Source organism: Flavobacterium potami (assembly GCF_020026915.1).
In the GTDB taxonomy this organism is placed as follows: domain Bacteria; phylum Bacteroidota; class Bacteroidia; order Flavobacteriales; family Flavobacteriaceae; genus Flavobacterium; species Flavobacterium potami.
Genome location: NZ_JAINUY010000005.1, coordinates 365,292 through 385,692 on the forward strand (window position 1 = coordinate 365,292; position 20,401 = coordinate 385,692).

Annotated in this window: 17 protein-coding genes; 10 read left to right on the plus strand and 7 right to left on the minus strand. The window is 33.8% G+C overall.

All coding sequences use genetic code 11. From position 1 onward, the window contains the following. Positions 1 to 5: 5 nt before the first annotated feature. Together K6T82_RS16470 and K6T82_RS16475 are read right to left on the minus strand one after the other, a co-directional pair. A complete protein-coding gene (locus K6T82_RS16470) occupies positions 6 to 932 on the minus strand; it encodes a DUF58 domain-containing protein (protein WP_223707760.1) in 927 nt (308 codons plus the stop codon). Next, positions 929 to 3,505: a M1 family metallopeptidase gene (locus K6T82_RS16475; RefSeq protein WP_223707762.1), complete on the minus strand. Its 2,577-nt coding sequence runs from the start codon at positions 3,503 to 3,505 to the stop codon at positions 929 to 931. Before K6T82_RS16475 ends, K6T82_RS16470 begins: the two co-directional genes overlap by 4 nt. A 124-nt stretch (positions 3,506 to 3,629) precedes the next feature. Between K6T82_RS16475 and K6T82_RS16480 the strand changes: the two genes are divergently transcribed. The 5 genes from K6T82_RS16480 to K6T82_RS16500 all read left to right on the plus strand — a co-directional run bounded on the left by K6T82_RS16480 (position 3,630) and on the right by K6T82_RS16500 (position 9,297). After that, positions 3,630 to 3,983 carry a hypothetical protein gene (locus K6T82_RS16480; protein ID WP_223707764.1) on the plus strand — a complete coding sequence of 118 codons (354 nt, stop codon included), beginning with the start codon at positions 3,630 to 3,632 and terminating at the stop codon, positions 3,981 to 3,983. 418 nt (positions 3,984 to 4,401) lie between these two features. Beyond that, a complete protein-coding gene (locus K6T82_RS16485; RefSeq protein ID WP_223707766.1) occupies positions 4,402 to 5,322 on the plus strand; it encodes a DUF4625 domain-containing protein in 921 nt (306 codons plus the stop codon). 15 nt (positions 5,323 to 5,337) lie between these two features. Further along, positions 5,338 to 5,808, plus strand: coding sequence for a DUF4625 domain-containing protein (locus K6T82_RS16490; protein WP_223707768.1), 471 nt, complete (start codon positions 5,338 to 5,340; stop codon positions 5,806 to 5,808). 10 nt (positions 5,809 to 5,818) lie between these two features. Next, positions 5,819 to 8,026 carry a TonB-dependent receptor gene (locus K6T82_RS16495; RefSeq protein WP_223707778.1) on the plus strand — a complete coding sequence of 736 codons (2,208 nt, stop codon included), beginning with the start codon at positions 5,819 to 5,821 and terminating at the stop codon, positions 8,024 to 8,026. Positions 8,027 to 8,076: 50 nt separating this feature from the next. Next, positions 8,077 to 9,297, plus strand: coding sequence for a hypothetical protein (locus K6T82_RS16500; protein ID WP_223707780.1), 1,221 nt, complete (start codon positions 8,077 to 8,079; stop codon positions 9,295 to 9,297). Positions 9,298 to 9,421: 124 nt separating this feature from the next. Here the strand turns inward: K6T82_RS16500 and K6T82_RS16505 are convergent, their stop codons facing one another. Then, positions 9,422 to 10,000: a DUF4082 domain-containing protein gene (locus K6T82_RS16505; protein WP_223707782.1), complete on the minus strand. Its 579-nt coding sequence runs from the start codon at positions 9,998 to 10,000 to the stop codon at positions 9,422 to 9,424. Between the two features lie 45 nt (positions 10,001 to 10,045). Next, positions 10,046 to 10,591 carry a hypothetical protein gene (locus K6T82_RS16510; protein WP_223707790.1) on the minus strand — a complete coding sequence of 182 codons (546 nt, stop codon included), beginning with the start codon at positions 10,589 to 10,591 and terminating at the stop codon, positions 10,046 to 10,048. A gap of 195 nt (positions 10,592 to 10,786) precedes the next feature. Between K6T82_RS16510 and K6T82_RS16515 the strand changes: the two genes are divergently transcribed. Together K6T82_RS16515 and K6T82_RS16520 are read left to right on the plus strand one after the other, a co-directional pair. Continuing rightward, complete coding sequence (locus K6T82_RS16515) at positions 10,787 to 11,494, plus strand: LytR/AlgR family response regulator transcription factor (RefSeq protein ID WP_223707792.1); 708 nt, start codon at positions 10,787 to 10,789, stop codon at positions 11,492 to 11,494. Beyond that, entirely contained in the window at positions 11,491 to 13,569 is a 2,079-nt protein-coding gene (locus K6T82_RS16520; RefSeq protein WP_223707794.1) for a tetratricopeptide repeat-containing sensor histidine kinase, read from the plus strand. The genes K6T82_RS16515 and K6T82_RS16520 overlap by 4 nt, the downstream gene beginning before the upstream one ends. 372 nt (positions 13,570 to 13,941) lie before the next feature. Here K6T82_RS16520 and trxA read toward each other — a convergent pair whose 3' ends face one another. Next, positions 13,942 to 14,259: a thioredoxin gene (gene trxA / locus K6T82_RS16525; RefSeq protein ID WP_008466289.1), complete on the minus strand. Its 318-nt coding sequence runs from the start codon at positions 14,257 to 14,259 to the stop codon at positions 13,942 to 13,944. 244 nt (positions 14,260 to 14,503) lie between these two features. Between trxA and K6T82_RS16530 the strand changes: the two genes are divergently transcribed. Then, positions 14,504 to 16,975 carry an AsmA family protein gene (locus tag K6T82_RS16530; protein ID WP_223707796.1) on the plus strand — a complete coding sequence of 824 codons (2,472 nt, stop codon included), beginning with the start codon at positions 14,504 to 14,506 and terminating at the stop codon, positions 16,973 to 16,975. Positions 16,976 to 17,124: 149 nt separating this feature from the next. Beyond that, the gene (locus tag K6T82_RS16535) at positions 17,125 to 17,592 is read left to right on the plus strand and encodes a hypothetical protein (protein ID WP_223707798.1); all 468 of its coding nucleotides are present in this window, start codon (positions 17,125 to 17,127) and stop codon (positions 17,590 to 17,592) included. Between the two features lie 70 nt (positions 17,593 to 17,662). Here K6T82_RS16535 and K6T82_RS16540 read toward each other — a convergent pair whose 3' ends face one another. Continuing rightward, positions 17,663 to 19,642, minus strand: a complete 1,980-nt coding sequence (locus tag K6T82_RS16540) for a DUF2075 domain-containing protein (protein ID WP_223707800.1) — start codon at positions 19,640 to 19,642, stop codon at positions 17,663 to 17,665. Continuing rightward, positions 19,635 to 19,841 carry a helix-turn-helix domain-containing protein gene (locus K6T82_RS16545; protein WP_223707803.1) on the minus strand — a complete coding sequence of 69 codons (207 nt, stop codon included), beginning with the start codon at positions 19,839 to 19,841 and terminating at the stop codon, positions 19,635 to 19,637. Before K6T82_RS16545 ends, K6T82_RS16540 begins: the two co-directional genes overlap by 8 nt. Before the next feature lie 229 nt (positions 19,842 to 20,070). On the opposite strand from K6T82_RS16545, the gene K6T82_RS16550 reads away from it, so the two are divergent. After that, positions 20,071 to 20,385: an HPF/RaiA family ribosome-associated protein gene (locus tag K6T82_RS16550; RefSeq protein ID WP_223707805.1), complete on the plus strand. Its 315-nt coding sequence runs from the start codon at positions 20,071 to 20,073 to the stop codon at positions 20,383 to 20,385. The last annotated feature ends 16 nt before the right edge of the window (positions 20,386 to 20,401 follow it).

Here is a 20,401-nt window from a genome sequence, read left to right on the forward strand (position 1 = left end):
AAACATTATCCAAAGTTTTGTTTTTCAACCAAATATGTGGTTAATATTTTTTCAAAATTATCGCCAACATTTACCGGAACGTACTTAATTTGGTTCTTTGCACAGGTTAAAGCCAGGTTTTTAAAATACGCTTCTACCCTTTTTTCGTATTCTGCTTTTACATTGTCCGCAAAAATGGAAACCTCTTCTCCTGATTCTAAGTCGATGAATTTTCGTGGTGCATTATCAAAATCAAACTTCATTTCGGTTTGATTGTCAACCACATGAAACAAAACTACTTTATGTTTATTGTGTTTTAAATGTTGCAAAGCGTTGAATAATTTCTCGTCATCTTGCGTTTGAAACATATCGGTAAACAAAATAATCATCGAACGGCGGTGCATTTTCTCTGCAATTTGATGCAGATAGGTAATTGTATCCGTTGTTTTTTTGACTTTTGGTTGTTCTAATAATTGTTCCAGTTTATTCAAAAGCATTCTGTGATGGCGATCACTTCCTTTTTCTGGAGCGTAATATTCGTAACTATCAGAGAAAACGCTTAAACCAACGGCATCACGCTGTTTCTTTAGAATATTCATTAAAACTGCCGAAGCCAAAACCGCAAAACCAATCTTCTTTTCATAAAAAGGCTGATTCGATTTCAGTTCAGGATAATGCATCGACGACGAATTATCTACAATTAAATGACAGCGTAAATTGGTTTCTTCTTCAAAACGTTTCGTGTACAAACGATCGGTTTTGGCGAATAATTTCCAATCGATATGTTTCGTGCTTTCGCCTGCGTTATAGACTTTATGCTCTGCAAATTCGGCTGAAAATCCATGAAACGGACTCTTGTGCATTCCAGATATAAAACCTTCCACAACCTGATTCGCCAGCATTTCAAGATGCTGAAAACTCGAGACTTTCTCTATTTCCGATTCAATTTTCATTCGGTTTCTTTTTTAATATTTTGTGCTTTATAAAGCAAATCTGTCGCCATGAATAACTTGCGCTTCAAGATCGGACTAAAATTAGGGTTTTCTTTTAAGAATCGCTGTAATTCATCAAAAGCATATTTCGACGAATACTTTCCAACCGTATTGTCCAACCAATCTTTCGGAAAGAAAATATCTCCCGTGCGCTGGATCTCGTCTACCAAATCTAGTGAAAATCTAATGTATTTTTGCGCATTTTCCTGACGAAGCGGATGATTTACATTGGCTAATCCAACCGAAACCCAAGATTCTTTCTCGCGATTCGAATCATCTTTCAAAGACTCTATAAAAGCATTTCGAACTGATTCCTCTTTTGATAAGGACGGAAGCAAAAACTCAAATCGTTTTTGTTTGTCTGGATTTGATATGGAAGTTCTTGTTTTCTCCAAAATATCATCGGCTTTCGGGTGTTTGAAAATCGCCAGATTCATTGCCATATTGGTGTAATCGTCTTCGTTTAATTTCAAGCCTGTAATCGAGATTTCTCTATTCCAAACCTTATACAAACTCGCTTTTCCAGAATCTGAATACGCCACTGAACTAAATAAACCAAATAAAGTCTTTTTAATATTAGAAGATAAATTAGCTTGCAAACGCTCGTACAAAATACCCACAAGCTGTTTTTGAACTTTATTCTGCTGTTTTTCAGTGAAGAATCTCCAGTAAATCGTATTTAGATTATTAGAAACAATTCGCAAAACCAATTCGTTTTCTTCTGATTGAATTCCCTTTAAAAAACAATCAAAGGCTTGATTTGGAGCAACATTTCCAATCAAAGTGTTTTCATAAAGGTTACTGTATGCAGAAGCTCTTGCGACCTCATCTTTCAAGCTTTCAATAGTATTTAAATTATTCCCGTCAAGCGGAAAAACACCATATCCAAAACCATTATAATTGTAAATAATAGCGAGTGGTTTTTCAAGTCCGATAGCCTCTTTTAAAATTAAATTTTTATCTGTAATATTTGCCGTCAGTACTTTTATATCATTAGTATAAATAAAACCAACTTGAAAAATCTGAGGCCAAACATTATCTGATTTATCTTCCGCTTTTTGAAAAATCTCAAACTTTTTGATTTTGTTTTGAGCGTCGTATTCAATATCATCTGAAAAAATCGCTCTACCCGATTTGTTTACCCAAACCTCACTCCATTTCTTCATATCTAAAGAAGTTTCGGCATCTAGCAATTCTACCAAATTATTCCAATCGGCATTATCATTAGCATATTTCTGAATGTATTTTTGGATTCCTTTCTGGAAAGGTTCTTTTCCCATTGAAGCTTCTAACTGACGCATCATAATGGGTGCTTTGTTGTAAATCATAGCACCATAAAGCGAACCGGCATCTTTCAAATTTGCCAAATGCTGTCTTATCGGATGTGTTCCTAAAGATCGATCTTCCGCGTAAGCGCTAGGATAATGTGCCGTAAAAAACTGTAAATTATGATTGACTTTCGGGAAAATCGGATTCATGATTTTGTCTGCCATAAAATTGGCAAAAACCTCTTTCATCCAAACATCGTCAAACCATTTCATCGTAACCAAATCGCCAAACCACATGTGTGAAGTTTCGTGCGCAATTAATTTTGCTCGGTTTAATTTTTCGCTATCCGTTGCGCTGTTGTCCAAAAACAAAGTGGATTCTCTATATTGAATCGCGCCAACATGTTCCATTCCGCCATATTGAAAAACGGGAATCGAAGCGAAATCCAACTTCTGAAAAGGAAATTTATAATTGGTATATTTTTCTAAAAAATCTAAAGATTGCTGATGCAAATTGAAAATCGTATCGACACTTGCTTTTATTTTATCAGCACTATTTTCACGATACAGCATCGTCATCTCCATATTTCCCGGCTTTTGTTTTACGCTGTTGAATTTTCCCGCTACAAACGAAAACAAATACGTACTCATTTTGTCTGATTCTCCAAAAGTGTACGCTGTAAAATTCCCTTTTTCAACTTTCTCTTTCACATCGGCTCCAGCCAAAACCTTCCAATCTTTTGGCACTGAAAGGCTTAATTTGTAAGTCGCTTTTATATCGGGTTGATCGAAACAAGGAAACAAAGTACTTGCACGATCTGGAACCAACAAAGTGTATAAAAAATCGTCGTTTCTGTTCAAAGACAAATTTCCTGCAATGAAAGAAATGGAAATGGTGTTTTTTCCTGAAATCAAACTTCCAACAGGAATTATGATATGTCCTTTTTCATGAACAATAGTAATCTTTTTTCCGTTTGCCGAAACTTCTTTTATGTTTTGAGATTTCTCTTTAAAATCTAAATATAACGGCTGACTCAAATCAGAAAGAGCCAAATTTAAAACTAAGTGAGAATTAATATCTTCAATTTTCTGATTTGGAATATCAAAATTCAAGACGTATTGAACATTAGCAATCTGATGCTTTCTAAACTGAGACAATTGCTCTGAAACACCATTTTCTAAAACAAGATTTTGTTTTGTTTTTGATTGCGAAAGTCCAATGGTAATTACCAAAAAGAAAGCAAGAAAGGAGTAGAAAATTTTCATTTTTAAGGAATATAAGATTTGCTAAAATAGCAAATACGCTGATTTTTTACAAACAATTACCGCAACAACGTTGCATTTAAAAATAAGATTTCTATATTTGCAACACTATTGCATTAATTCTCGAATGAAAAAGAAACTTAGAATTATAAATCTACTAATGCCACTGATCGTATTGTTCGCAATACTTTTTCCGGTTGTGCATTCGTATGAGCATATTCTAGATACGCATTCGCAGAAAGAAAAACTAGAATTTTCGGTTTCAGAAAAACCACAATTCAAAACCAAACTGCATTCGTTTCATAAATGTTCGATTTGCGATTTTAAGTTTAGCGCAGTTGGCACATTAGAGTTTACTGCTTTTCAATTTTATAAAAATAGTGCAGTTGTAAAACATCTTAATTTTTACAACGAACAGCATTTTGCATTTTTTAAAGGGTCTTTATTCTCACTTCGAGCCCCTCCTGTTTTTACACTTTAATTTTTTGTGCGCTGATTGCTTGACAATTGGGGTATTGATTCGTTTTTGATAGTTTTAAATCCTAAACATTTCATTGTAATCTCATTCATTTTCAGGAGTTAATGCGTTGTATTGACGATACATTTTTGCATTGAAATTTAAAATTTCTTTGTCGAAATATTGCTTTTACTGCACAAAAAATCCCTTTTCAAATTTTATCGATTACGGCATTTAAACTAAGACTTAATTGAGGTTTTTAGTTTGTGATGTGCTGTTTTTAATCAGTCAGAAGATGGTTTCACCCCGCTGGGGCTCTTTTCTGAACGGTAAATCTATATCTATAAATATCTTGTCCCTCTGGGACTTGAATATTGGAATCATAACACCTTTTTGTAACCCAAATACTCTTTATAAAATGATCAAAATCAAATCAGAAAAAATGAAAACAACAAAACTCATTTTGGCTTCGGTTTTTGCTGCAATTGCTTTTACAGGTTGTAGCAACGACGATTCCGAACAAACACAAGCCATTCCTGCGATTGACAAAATCGAATTGGGGCTTGGAAACAACGAAACCGCCACTATTGGCGAAGATTTCCATTTCAATGCGGAAGTTACTGCTGCAGACAAAATCAAAAATGTACAAGTGAAAATTGTACAAAAAAGCACGGAAACCTATTCAAAAGCCTGGTCTCACGAAATTACTTGGACGCAATATGCAGATGCCAAAAACGCAACGGTTCACAAACATTTTGACATTCCAGAAGATGCTGTTGAAGGTAAATATGATTTCATCATTATCATCAACGATCAAAACGGAAGCAAACTGGAAGTAACGAAAACCATCACGATTTACAAACTAGAAAATATTCCTGTAAATCCTGTGGCTTCTGTGTTTACCCTTTTTATAAATGATTCTTTTATGTATCGAAAAGGCAAATTTTCTGATGCCAATGCGAAGTACAAAAACAACGACATTTTCAGTTCGCAAGTAACACTTGAAGGCATAAAAGGCGACGGAATTATGTATTTGCTTTTAATCAATAAAAACGCCAAACACAATCCAGAAAGCGTTGATCAAATTGATTTCAAAAAAGTAATCGTTTATGACGTCATCGAACATAAAAATGTAGCCGATGCAAGTCAGTTTTCTAATGTTCCATGGGATGGCGTAAAGTTTACAAGAGAAAAACCAAACCTGATAATTGGCGCTGCTAAAGACAACAATGCTCCTGTTCAACAAGATTTAATAGCTAATAAATCTTGGACAACCGGCGATTATACTTTCTTGGTTTTGTATAAAAACACGACTTACAATATCAATTTTTCTCAATCAATTGATCTTCCATTTGCACTTTAATTCCAATCAAAAAAAATGAAAAAGATATCCTTTTTATTAGGCGTTTTTGCTTTGGCTTTTATTTCTTCTTGTTCTAGCGATAATGCAGAAATCGATACTGAATATCCTGTAATTGATATAACTGGATCAGATGCTTTTCCAATTCAATGCAGTACAATTGAACGTGGAAAAACCTTCACTTTCAAAGCTACTTTTAATGATAATGTCGAATTGGGTTCTTATAGTTTGGACATTCATCACAATTTCGATCATCATACACATAGCACGGAAGTCACAACTTGTGAAACCGAAGCGGTGAAAAAACCTGTAAATCCAATGCTTTTCATCAACAATTACACTATTCCAAATGGCGTGAAAACTTATGAAGCAACAGCGCAAATTACCATTCCTGCTGATGTTGATCCTGGCGATTATCATTTTATGATCAGACTAACGGACAAAGAAGGCTGGCAAACGCTGAAAGGTTTAAGTATTAAAATTTTATAATCAGAATTTAATGAAGAATGCCCAATTCCTTTATTGGAAACATTGTTTTTTACTCGCTTGTTTATTGATTTCATCTGAAGTTGTTTCTCAAAATAAGCCTTCAGAAAAAAAGCCTGAAATTAAAGAACTCAACGAAGTTATTGTCAACGGAAATGCAGCTGAAAAACGCAAAAAAGAAGAATCACTAAATGTTGAAACTGCAAACAGCAGTTTTATTCAGCGTAATCTTGGCGGGAGTTTGATGCAGTCTTTAAAGAAATTGCCTGGCGTTAAAACCATTTCCATTGGTTCTGGAGGTTCAAAACCGCTGATTCGAGGTTTGAGTTTTAATCAGGTAATTGTGGTTGAAAACGGTTTGAAACACGAAGGCCAGCAATGGGGCGCCGATCACGGTCTGGAAATCGATCAATATGCCGTAAACCGAGTAGAAATCATAAAAGGACCTTCTTCATTTATTTACGGATCTGATGCTGTAGGTGGTGCGGTAAATATTAAACCGCTTCCTCTTCCTTCCAGAAATTCTTTTGGCGGAAGTGTTGACCTTACAGGAAAAAGCAATAATGCGCTATTTGGAAGTTCTGTCAATTTATATGGGAGAAATGAAAACTGGTTTTTCGATTCTCGAGTAACGACAATGGATTACGGCGATTATCGTGTTCCGACCGATGTGGTTCAAGTCTATAGTTATACGGTTCCGTTGTATAAAAATCATTTGCGAAATACAGCTGGACGCGAACTCGATTTTCATTTCAGCACGGGTTATTCTGGAGAAAAATTAAAGTCGGTTTTTTATTTCAGTAATGTTCACACCAAAAGCGGCTTTTTTGCGAATGCGCACGGACTCGAACCTAGAAATGTCGATATCGAATTGCATGATAAATCGAGCCGAGATATTTTGATGCCGTATCAGCAAGTCAATCATTTAAAAGTGAGCAATACGACTTCTTTTCAACTAGGAAATCATTCTTTTGAAACGCAGATTGGTTTTCAGAAAAACTTTAGGAGAGAATGGAGCCATTACGTCAATCACGGTTATATGCCTCCAATTTATCCAGATAATATGTATGCGCCAAAAGATTTGGAACGCCAATACGATAAAGATGTTTGGTCGTTTTCGGCTAAAGATGAATTTACTGTTAATCGCCATCAAATTACAATTGGAACTAATGTCGTGGCACAAGAAAATGCCATTGGCGGATGGAGTTTTTTGATTCCAGCTTTCACACAATTGAATGCAGGTTTGTTTGCTTATGACAAAGTTGAACTTAATGAAAAATGGTTTCTTCACGGTGCCGTTCGTTACGATTATGGTACAATCAAAATGAAATCGTATTACGACTGGTTTGAAAGTCCAGTTTCAGAAAACAATCAGACGCAATTGGAATATTTACAGCGTTCTGACGATTTGACCAAAACATTCAACAGTTTTACTTGGTCGGCTGGGGTAAATTATAATCCTGGAAATTTGACTTTGAAAGCCAATTTAGGTTCAAGTTTTAGAATGCCAATTGCTAAAGAATTGGCTTCAAACGGTGTCAATTATCATTATTTCAGATTCGAAAAAGGAAATCCAAATCTCGATGCAGAACGTTCGTATCAATTGGATTTGGGAATGGAATGGCAACAGCAAAACTGGTCTTTTCAGCTGACACCATTTGTGAATTATTTTCCGAATTTCATTTATTTAAATCCAACTTCAGCGCATGATATTTATTATGGAGCCGGAAATCAAGTTTTTCAATATGAGCAGAGTAAAGTATTCCGTTATGGTGCAGAATTCCAGACACGTTATTATTTCCTAAAATCTTTAAGTGCAGAAATCGCGGCAGAATATCTTTATTCCGAACAAAAATCGGGAAGCAAAAAGGGTTATACACTTCCGTTTTCGCCACCTCCTTCTGTTTTGTTCGGATTGAATTACGAGCCTCAAACAGGCTTTTTAAAAGATTCTTATTTCTCTTTCGATTATCGCCTTACAGCCGCACAAAACCATATTGTTCCGCCTGAGAAAAAAACAGCCGAAAGTCATGTTTTTAACGTGGCTTTGGGAACCAAAATAAAAACGGGAAAAGAGACTATCAGCGTCAATGTTCAAATCCAAAACTTATTCAATACAAGATATTTAAATCACACAAGCTTTTACCGACTTATCGAACTTCCTGAAGCGGGAAGAAACATTATTGTTTCTATGAAAATTCCGTTTTCGTTTTCGCGATAAGCATACCATTCAAAACTCAATTATTTACAAATTTTAAACCCTTTATTACAATGAAAAACAAGTTTTACAAACTCCTATTTTTATCTGTTTTATCGCTTTTTGCGGTTTCGTGCAGCAACGACGATGACAATCACGATGACCACGATCACGATCATGAATCTGAAGAACATACATTCGTTAGAGTTTTACTTTCTGACGAAAAAACAGCTGAGTTAACGCTTTTTGATCCGCATGAAGATAAAATCAGTTCTTTTACTGCCAAGTTTGCTAAATCGTCTTTGTACACCACAGAATCTGGGCGTTATGCCGGAATTGTTCACAGAGACAATAATTTCGTAGAAACTTTCGACAGCGGACTAGAATTACACGGAGACCACATCGATGTTGATGATGTTGCCAAATTTGGAGTTTTAGCGACAAGCGCATTAAAACCAACGCATTTTAAAAGTAAAATTGGAGAAATTCTAACTTTTAATGACGGAGACGGAACACTTTCTGTTGGTAAAGAAGCAGATGTTCAAAAAGCTGGCGCAACGTTCAAAACAATCAACGCAGCTTTATTGGCGCATCATGGTGCAATGGCTACTTTTACAAACGGAACTTACGCCATTACCGAAAAAGACAATTCGGTTACCGGAACGCTTCCTGAGAAAGTAAAAATCATTGACAATACAGGAAAAACACTTTTTGATGCTAAACTTCAAACCAAAGGAATTCATGGAAATGCTTCAGATGGAGTTTACGCAGTTTTCGGTTCTTCTAGCGGCATTTTAGTGGTAGAAAGCAACGGAAACCAAAAACTAATCGATCATCCTGCAGATTTTGGAACAGCTTGGTTTGGAACTATTTTAGAAACCGCTTCAGCTGGAAAATTCATCGGATTTACTGCTGCAAAAGGTGCTTATTTAATTGATGTTGTTGCTAATACGGTAAAACCAATTATCGCCAACACGACAATTATGCAATGTAAAGTAAGTTACGATCATAAAAAACTAGCTGTTTTATTGCATTCAGGAGATTTTAAACTTTACGATATCAGTAGTTTACAAGTTGCAAAAGAAGTTAAAGCAACTTCCGAAACCGCTACAGATGCAACCTTAAAACCTCAAATGGCTGTAACAGATCGTTTTGCTTATATCACTTCGCCAGCAACGGGAGAATTATTACAAGTAAATCTAGTTACATCGGCAATCAAAAAGAAAAAGGTTTCTAACACACCTTATATGATTACGATTTTAGGTTATGAAAGCAGTGAAACGCATAACCACTAATTCATTATTTTAAAAATAAAAAAAACGGCGTTCCAAAAGAGCGCCGTTTTCTATTTCAAACGAAAAAGGCTTGACAATCGTCAAACCTTTTCCTTTACTAATTCAAAGCTATCCAAAAAAAGAATTATTCTGTTTGTTGAAAATCAAAGCTTAAATCTCCTGCGTTATAATTTGCAGAAACATTTGTTGGAAAAGTCTGTGTTGTACCACTTAACCATCTGTACTCATTGAATGTAATGTTTCCTGCTACGATAGGATAAACTACATTCGAATTGTCTGCTTTGTTCTTTTTGTACCAATCATTAGAGTTCATAGAAATGAGGTATTTTTTGTCTTTCTCTAAAGCTAATTCGCTGATTTCTTTAGTAAATTTTAAATCGGCTGTAGCAACGTTTATCATTTCTGAGCGCAATACCGTTTTTGTTGTATAGTCCCAAATCGTTACACGAACTGACGGATTTGTTGCTGGAAGTTTTAAGGTAATGGCATTAATTTTTCCTTTTACAGTCGGCGTAAATGCCAAACCAAATTCGTAATCTCCAGAATTAATAAAGTTGGTTACTGTAGTAAAACCTGTTGCTGTATAATAAGCATCTAGTGGATTTTCTGTTGGATATGTTTTTTTATCGTCTTTATCACTGCTGCATGAAATGGCCAAAATAGCGGTTACTAAAACGGTAATAATGGTTTTAAAAGTTTTCATAATAATAATTTTGATTAGTTTTTATTGATATTGGTTGTTATAGAATTACGGTTGAATATTCAAACGATCACAAACTTCTTCGTAGCTCATTTTAGAGTAATCTACTTTGGTAGTTTTTGAAGTGGCTGCAGTCGCTCCTCCTGGAATTAAAATATAACGATAGTTAAGAGAAGCCGGAAGCGCTACAGTTGTACCGTCATTTGCATGTTTGAATCGGAAAATTTTGATCGTATTAAGGCTTGCAATAGGCGTAATAGTGTTAACTGAACCTCCCGCTGTTGAAGTGTAAGGAAGTGTATACACATTAGTTCCTGATCCAAAAGACATATACACTAAAACAGTTCCTTTGGCCATAATATCTGCTGTAAGTTGCGGTACAGCAAAAGAAGTAGACAATCCTGATGTTCCATCTATTGTTTCTGGTGTTCCCGCCGGGGCGTTGATCCATGCGCTATAAATAACATTTGCTGATCCCGCTGGTCCTGCCGGCCCTACTGCACCGTCAACTCCATCCGTACCGTCATCTGAACTGCAGGCAATTGTTGAAATAGAGATTAGTAAAATAAAAAAAATGGTCTTAAACGTTTTCATAACATTTTGGTTTTAAAAAATTAATTAAATAGTTCTTTTTTAATTTAATAGCTTTTATTTTTGCAATAATCAGAAAGGCAGTTTCTTTCCTTTGTGATTGAATTACAAGACAAATTTGCAGCAATAAGTTCAAGCTAAAAACAGCCAATAGACGAACAACATTTTAAATAGACAGACGACATAAATTAAGTTTGAATGATGACGAAATACACTTGTATTATAATTGATGATGACGAAATAGACAGACTTACGGCAGTTTCGTATGCCAAGAAATTCCCTGTTCTAGATATCTTAGGCGTTTTTGAATCGGCTGAAGATGCTGTTCCTTTTTTAGAAAAAGAAAAAATCGACATTCTGTTTTTAGATATCGATATGCCGGGATTAAACGGAATCGAATTTAGAAAACAAGCTTTGGATATTCCGGTTTGTGTCTTTATAACTGCACATCCTGAACATGCCGTAGAAAGCTTTCAAATCGAAACATTAGACTTTATCGTAAAACCTTTGAAACTGGATCGTTTTACACAAACCATAAATCGTATAGAAGAATTTATGGAAATCAAACTAAAGGCCTCTTTGTTTGAAGCCAGTATTGGCGGCGATACCATTTATATTAAGGAAGGACACGAGCAGACAAAAGTCAAACTTCATGAAATTTTATATCTCGAAGCTTTAAAAGATTATACTTTGGTAGTTACAGACCGAAAAAGGCATTGCGTGCTTTCGAGTATTGGAAATTTATTGAAAGAAGATCATTTTCAATCCTTCATTCGTATTCACAGAAGTTATGCTGTACAGAAACAATATGTTCAAAAGATAAATTCAACTGAAATTATCCTGAATAATAATGCCGTAATTCCGATTGGAAGAAGTTACAAAGAGAACTTAAACCTGATGGCATGAAAAATTTGAAGTTCCTGCTCTTTCTATTCATTAGTTTTAATGCTTTTGCCCAGCAGGAACCCAATCTGGCACGTTATAAAACGACAGACGAAAAACTTCAAATCTGGTTAAAGTATACCGAAAAAATTTTAGAAAATGAAAATTATGCCAAGCTTATAACTGCTGCAGACAAAGGAATTGCAATTTCTAAAAATCATAATGTTTATTTAAGTCGATTCTATATACAAAAAGGACTTGGTTATGAATTTACCAACAATCAATATCAGAAAGCCTTAGTTAATTTTGAACTTGCCTGGAAATATGCCCGTAAAGCCAGACATTTAAAGAATGAAACGACTGCTATAATGCGTCTTAACTATGTTTATTATTCCGTTCAGGATACTGTAAAAGGCAAATCTTTATTGAAATATATTAAACAAGTTCTCGATACGACGAAGAATATCAATACTAAATCAGTCTTAAATGGAAGCATTGCAGAATACTATCAGAATAATTCTGAATACGAAACTTTCATTAATTATCAATTAAAGTCGATTGGGTATAAAAAACTACTCAAAAAAAGTATTGCCAACCAAGAAAACATTGGCATATCGTATCTTCAAATTGGGAGTGCTTATACCAAAATGAAGCAGTTTCCAAAAGCTATTGAGTACTTTAATGAAGTAAGGCCGTATCTCAAAGACTCTCCCTATGTAATGGCTTATTTATGCAATTATTACTTGCATAGTTATGTTGCTTTAAAAGAAAAAGACAGTATCCGTAAATATTACAATCTTGTTTACTCGTATCCGACAGCAAAAGATTCTCTCTTTATTAATTTAAGTTTTGCCAACAGAAGTATGTCCGAATATTCTGCAGGCGAAGGCAACATCAATAAAGCCTATGAGTATGCTAGAAAATCGGTTTCGTTTGCAGAAAAATCAAACGATCCAGACATCATAATGGAAGCCAATACGAATTACGGAAAGGTTTTAAACGAAAAAGGAGAACACAAAAAAGCAATCCAAGTATTAAAAAAAGCATCTGAAAAGGCTCTTAAATATGACAAAGAATCTTTTGTTATGATTAATAAAAAGCTTTCTCAAAGTTATGCAGCATTGGGACAATGGAAAGAAGCTTATTATTACAACGAAATTTACAGTAAAAATAACGATGAAATGATGGCGCAGTCTGCCAAACAAAACATCGCCAATGCCGAAGCCCGATTTCAAAACAAAACCAAAGCACAGGAAATTAAAAATCTTTCGACCGAAAATGCTATAAAAAACATTCAGATTGCAGAAGCCAAACAACAGCGTATTTTCCTGATTTCGGGAATTGCTCTGGTTTGTATCATCGGATTATTGCTATTGAAACAAAGTCAGAGTAGAAAGAAAACCAATTTAAAACTTCAGGCTTTAAATCAGGAATTGGACGACGCCAATAAAATAAAGGCTAGATTTTTTAGTATTTTAAATCATGATCTTCGAAGTCCTATTTCGAATCTGATTCATTTTTTACATCTTCAAAAAGAAAATCCGGAATTGATTGATGAAGAAACGGCAATTCGAATGCAGCATAAAATTACAACCGGAGCCGAAAATTTATTGTCTTCTATGGAAGATATTCTGCTTTGGAGCAAAGGACAAATGGAGAATTTTAAACCTCAGTTTAGAAAAACGGAAATTGCAGTTTTATTTGAAGAAACAGAAAAGCATTTTTCGAATATCGACCACATCGAAATTGTTTTTGAAAACCCTGAAAACATCATTTTAGAAACAGACGAAAACTACCTCAAAACGATTATTCGAAATCTTACCGGAAACGCCATCAAAGCTTTAGACAAAACTCCAAATGCCAAAATCGTTTGGAAAGCCTGGCAGGAAAATCAGAAAAATTATCTTTCCATAACTGATAATGGTCCGGGAGGAACACAAGAAAAATTCAAAGCTCTGTATGACCAATCAGAAGTTATCGGAATCAAATCAGGTTTGGGCTTGCATTTAATTCGCGATTTAGCAACGGCAATTAACTGCAAAATTGAAGTTTGTTCAAAGCCCAATTCTGGAGCAACATTTACCATAATTTTTGAATGAAAGTTTGCCACAAATTACACGAATTTTCACGAATTAAATTTGTGCCAATTTGTGCAATTGCTGCGTCAGTTCGCTATCGCTTGGGTCGTGGCGAAAAAATCTCGACACAATAATTTGGCAATGTCAATTAACTGCAAAATTGAAGTTTGTTCAAAGCCTAATGCTGGAGCAACTTTTACTATAATTTTTGAATGAAAGTTTGCCACAAATTACACGAATTTTCACGAATTAATTTTGTGAAATTAAAAGATCCTATTTTGCTTTTTTTAAATAAAAATTAGTGCCAATTTGTGCAATTCGTGGCTGAAAAAAAATCCAATAAAAAAGGTCTGACTTTCGTCAAACCTCTTTTATATCAATCGTAATCTGAGATTACAATAAAGCGTCTAAACTATCTGCGTAGGCTTGTTTCGGAGCTACTCCTACTTGTTTTCCTACTACTTCACCATTTTGAAACACCAAAACGGTTGGTATGTTACGCACACCATATTTTGCAGCAAATTCTTGGTTAGCATCTACATCTACTTTACCAACAACTACTTTACCAGCGTACTCTTCGCTCAATTGGTCAATGATTGGACCAACCATTCTACAAGGACCACACCATGCTGCCCAAAAGTCTACCATTACTGGTTTATCTGATTTTAAAACTACTTCATCAAAAGTAGCATCTGTTATTGCTAATGCCATAATATATTAAGATTAAAATTAGGTCTGAAATATTTAACTTTCAAACTACAGTACAAATTTAAAAATTTAAAATAAATCAAACACCATTACTAAATTAGTTTTCATTATAAATGTATTGTCATTAATTATCAACTGTATAGAGGGTTTCATTTGTTTGAAATTACAACTTATTCTACTGAAAACCAACCCAATAATATGTTAATCTTTTTTGTAGTATCTTTAATACTCCAAAAATTTGATTCAAATGCCACAAACTTTACTTCAAATAAAAACCTTTCTTCAATCTCATTCTTTTAAAAAGTATGCCAGACGTTTTGGCTTTTTCATTCTCGGATTAATCGGAATTCTTTTAATTGCCTGCAGCGCTTTATCGGTTTATTTCAATCAGAATAAAAAAGAAATTATTGCAAAAGTCAATCATAAAATCAACGAAAACATAAATGGTAAATTTCATATAACCGACTTTCATTATAAGTTTTTGACTGGTTTTCCGAATTTTACTTTGGCTTTAAAAGAAGTTGAAATCAAAGACAATCAATGGGCAAGTCACAAACATACTTTGTTGAAAGCAAAAGAAATCGAAGCACGTTTGAACATTTGGAGTTTATTGCAAAAGGAAATCAATATTCATAAAATATTAATCAACGACGCTCAGATTTACATTTATAAAGCCGAAAACGGATATTCGAACGTCAATATCTTTAAATCGAAAAAGAAGAAAACGCCAAGCCATAACGAAAAACCAGAAACAACAATTGATTATGTCAACCTCAACAATGTTCATGTAATTATTGACAATCATTTAGGTCACAAATTATTCGATTTTGATGTAGCCAATTTAGAATCGAAAGTGGATTATGAAGATGATAATTGGCAGACGAATTTGTATTTGAAAACCAAAATAAACAGTCTGGCATTTAATACCGTTCACGGAAGTTTTGCCAAAGAAAAAGTGCTGGAAGGAAATTTTGACATTTCGTATGCCGAAGCACATCAAAAAATAAATATTAAAACGCAGAAGTTAAAAATCGGTTCTGATGTTTTTGATATTACGGCTTTCTTTAATATCGGAAAAACCAATTCGCTATTCGGAATCAATATTGGAACGGATATTTTATGGCGAAATGCTTCTAATTTATTGTCTGGAAATATTAGTACCAAACTCAATCAGTTTGATTTAAAAAAACCGATTAAAGTCAACTGCGATATAAAAGGCGATTTGAATGTAGAAGGCGATCCGAAAATCGTGGTTCAGGCCGATATCAGAAATAACGAATTGACCATTCCTGACGGTTTGTTTACTAATTGCTCTTTCAAAGGAATTTTTACCAATAATTTCAAACCCCAAAATGGGTTCAACGATCCGAATTCGGCTATTATTTTGACCAATTTTAAGGCCGATTATGAAAATATTCCCCTGACAATTGCACAAGCGACAATCAATAATCTCGAAAAACCAATTGCGACTGGAATTGTAACTTCTGATTTTGACATTTCAAAACTCAACGGAATGATGAATGAAAAAATCCTTCATTTTGAAAGCGGTCATGCCAAAGCCAACTTGAAATTTCAGTTTGATATTGTCGATTTGTACATCAACAAACCTCGTGTTTTAGGTGGCGTTGACATCGAGGATGCTACGTTCGATTATCTTCCGAAAAATATTCGTGCTGAAAAAACGGCGGTACAATTATCGTTTACAGAACAAGCGCTTTACATCAAAAAAATTGCTTACAAACACAAAAAGAACATCATTCGTATCGACGGAAAAATCGATAATTTCCTGAATCTCTATTACGACGCACCCGAAAAAATGGTGGTAGATTGGAATATTTACTGCCCGAATATTGATGTAAAACAGTTTTTAGGTGTTTTAAAAAATTCGCCTTCTCAAAAAATGGCTCAAAAGAAATCCGCTAAAAAGAATGTCAATTTTACCAATCAGTTGAAATCGGTTATTGAGAAATGTACGGCCGTGGTTAATCTAAAAGCAGACAAAATCACGTACGGTTCGCTGACCGCAACCAATACCAAAGCCACTTTGCAAATGCTCAATTCCAAACTCTTGCTTAAAAATGGAACGTTACAAACTTCTGGAGGAAACATTACCTTTAATGGCGCGATTCAGCCCAGCGGAAACCATTATATTTTTAGTTCTACGGCACACGTAAACCGAGTAGATATTGCAAGCTTTTTGAAGTCTTTCAATAACTTCGGAATCAAGTCTTTTAGTCCGAAAAACATTCGCGGGCGCTTGAGCAGTAACGCCAATGTTACTGGCTTAATGAGCAGCAAAGGCGATTTGATTGTCAATTCGATGCGAGGAAAATTAGATTTTAATGTCAACCAAGGTGCGTTGTTAAACTTCGAACCGATTATGAAAGTCGGTAAATTTGCTTTTCCGCTTCGTGATGTCGAGAATATTACGTTCAGCGATTTATCGGGTTCGCTGAATCTCCGCGGCGAACAAGTCGACATTAACAAACTCACCATAAGTTCCAGCGTCTTAAACTTCGATGTAGACGGAATCTATTCTTTCGGCCGAGGCACGAATCTCGCACTTACCGTTCCCCTAAGAAACTCAAAAAACGATGCTAAATTGGCGACAAAAGAAGAACGTAAAGAGGTTCGAGAACGTGGTATTGTGCTGCATTTGATTGCTTATGATAATGAGGGGAAGATTAAGGTTAAGTGGGGGAAGAGGGATAAATCATAGTTTAAAAGATATTTTTTAATTATAGAAAACGTCAATTAGGAATGGTTGGCGTTTTTTGTTTTTAAATGAGGCCAATTGTAAGCGGTTCATTTTAACTTACTAAATTACATTTGATTAATCGTAAAGTGTAAAACTCATCTGTCAACAAAATGAAATATTTAGCAGAAATAATTTTCGGAAAAGAGCAAGTAAGAAAGTTTCATAAAAATCAACCTTTAAATGATTTTGAAAAAATAATTAATTTAAAGAAATACAATTTTGAATCCCGTGAAGAAAGAAATGCATTTTATAAAGGAATTGGAGAAGCAATGGGTTGGCTTGACTTTGAAATTATTAAGGAATTTGAAGAAAAAATCACCGAAGAAAAAGAAGACGAAGATAAATTTGATTATTGGTTATTCATAGAAAAATATTACCCAAATTACTCGCATTGTGATAGTGTTTTACTAAGTGATATATTGACTAGAAAACTTGTTGGAGAAGAAATTTGTGAACAAGACGAAGAATATATAAAAAATTGGAATATAAGGAATGAATTGTTTGAGGTAGACAAGGAATTGCTTTGCAAGGCTTTTGAAAATTATTTCAATACTGCATATCCTGAAAATTTTTCGTAGATAAAATTGTTTGTAAACTGCCTTAAAACATAATTTGAGGCAGTTTATAAAAGCTGAATTCAATAAAAATTTATATCTCTTCTATTCCTAATGCTTTAAATAATTCAAAAGTTCCATTATACATAAATTCTGGTCTTGTAACATCTTCATTATTTCCATGAGGAATATAAACAATCATTCCTTGTCTTGCTCTGGTCAATAAAACACGGTAAGAATTAATCAGATAATTTTCTATTTCAGGCTTCATAATATTTTTCCAGCTTGTTCCGGTGAATTTTCGATAATTCCATTCATTATTATCATAAAACAAATCTCCATCCCAAGCAACACAAGCCCAATCTAATTCTAATCCCTGAATGTCAAATTCTGTAGCAACCTCTTCTAAAAAGCATGAAGATCTAATATCATCTTTATGATTTAGAAACCAGATTGGAGCCTTAATTTTAGCTTTGACATTTAATCCAAATGGTCTTAAGCGTATTCCACCAGATGATGCAATTATTCCAATTCGTTCAGAACCTTTAGCCGATTCTCTTAACCACTTTCTTGCCTTATCTAAGTCACGAGTAATTTTAATTGGATAATTTTCTTCAATTTCATTTTTATAAATATTTATGGCATTCTCAAAATTATTATAAATTACCTCTTCGATAAAATTTGACAGTTGCTCACTTCTAAAAGATCTCAAGGATACTGATAAGTGTAATCCTTTTCTCTCTTTAGAATTAACCTTCTTAAGGATGTTTCCAATGTTCTCGTCTTTAATATAATTTCTATCTTTCAAAATTTGTGGCGAATAAAAGATACTCCAATCTTTAAATTTATTTTCAAAAGGTCTTATCCATTCTTCTAATCCAGCTTCTCCAGTATTTATTTCCTGTCCTCCACCAATTAAACAAACTATTGTACACCAATCCCGATGTCTATTCATAACTTCAATAAGAAATTCAGGTTCGGATGTATTAAAATTAGATTGAAGATTTTTCTTTTTCATAAAAGCAGTTGCTTTTTCCTTTGTCCAAGCCCTCTGAGCTTCATCAAAAATAGTCACCTTTTCAAAGGGAGCATTCAGATTATTTAATGAAGCATCTCTAAAATGATGAATATTTTGTATAAATGATTTAACATCTGACAATGCTGCTTTTTTGGTTGTATTAATTCCCTTATTTTTATCAGATTTTACTTTATCTCTGGCTAATGCCTCTCGCAAAACATCAACTAATGGTCCGTTTCCCGAAAGAAAAACAGCATGTTCTTCTTTCTCATAATCAGAACGAAGATTTGCAATATTCAATCCGGCTAAAGTTTTTCCAGCTCCAGGAACTCCAGTTATAAAACAAATTGATTTTTTTTTATATTTTTTTGAACAATCAATAATATCATTAATACATTGTGAAGTCTTAGACAGATCATCGTCTCCTGCTTCATATTTTGTAATATCTTCTACTTTATGATTATTATATAATGCTGTCGCCGCTTCGATAATAGTTGGAGTTGGTTTATATATTGAGTTTTCCCATTCCTCCCAATCAATTTTATCAAATTGATCGAAATTTTGCAATGTTTTTTCAATAACTTCAGATAAATTATTTTCATTTGCGAAAATAGTCTCATATAAATTATCTATAGAATTTGTATAAATATTTTCAATACTTTTTCCCTTATCTACAACTAAAATGGGAACAATAATTTTATTATGACTTCTCTCATGAAAATTATTTAAATCTAACCCATAATCAAAAGCCTGTTCTATTGCATGTTTATCGTATTTTTTGGAACCAATTTTAAATTCAATAACAAAAATACAATTGCTAATAATTAATATATTATCAACTCTTTTTCCCATTCTGGGAATGGTAAATTCAAAATAAATTTTGCCTGTAAAATTTGCAAGTCCTTTCTTTAAAATTGGTATTTGAGATAGCCATGCATTCGTTTGTTGCCTTTTTAATTCACTATGAAGATCACTTTTAACTATTGTGCCACAAATGCTATCATTATCTTTAGTAATGAATTCACTTATCAAACTAGAATAATAAAATCTATTCATCGAAAAGATCTTTAATTTTAACATTCAGAGCTTTTGCCAATCTCTCTACAACTTCAATAGAAACGTTTCTTTCACCTTTTTCAATTGTTGGTAAATATGTTCTATCAATCTCCGCTAAATTTGCAAGCTTTTCTTGCGATAAACCTTTAAGTTTTCTTAGCTCTTTAATTTTGAGTCCGAATCTTTGTTTAATATCCATACTAACAAAAGTTGGAAAATGTGGACTTTAAAACAACGGAGTATAGTCGGCTTTTTAGTCGATGTATAAATAAAAACTTAGTTTGAATTACATTTAAGAAATTATTATTTTTTATTTTTTTTCAAGGAAAAATAAATTTGTAAAAGATTTCATAATATTTCCTTAACTCACTTGGCTTTCTCTTTAAAAATAAATAAGTTTGAGAATGAATCATTAAATATTATCCGTTATGAAAGTACAAATCAACACCGACAAAAACATTGAAGGAAGCGCAAGATTAGAAAGTTATTTTTCTGGAGAAATAGAAAAAAGCTTGAATCGATTTGAAGATAAAATTACCCGTGTAGAAATTCACTTTGGAGATGAAAATGGGGAAAAATTCAGCTTGCATGACAAAAAATGTGTGATTGAAGTCCGTCCTGTAAAATTACAAGCTATAACCGTTACAGAACACGCCGAAACTCTTGAAAAAGCTTTCAGTGGCGCATTGGCTAAAGTCAAAAAATCGTTGACTACCACTTTCGAGAAAATAAAAGCTCATTAATTATATAAAGTTGCAA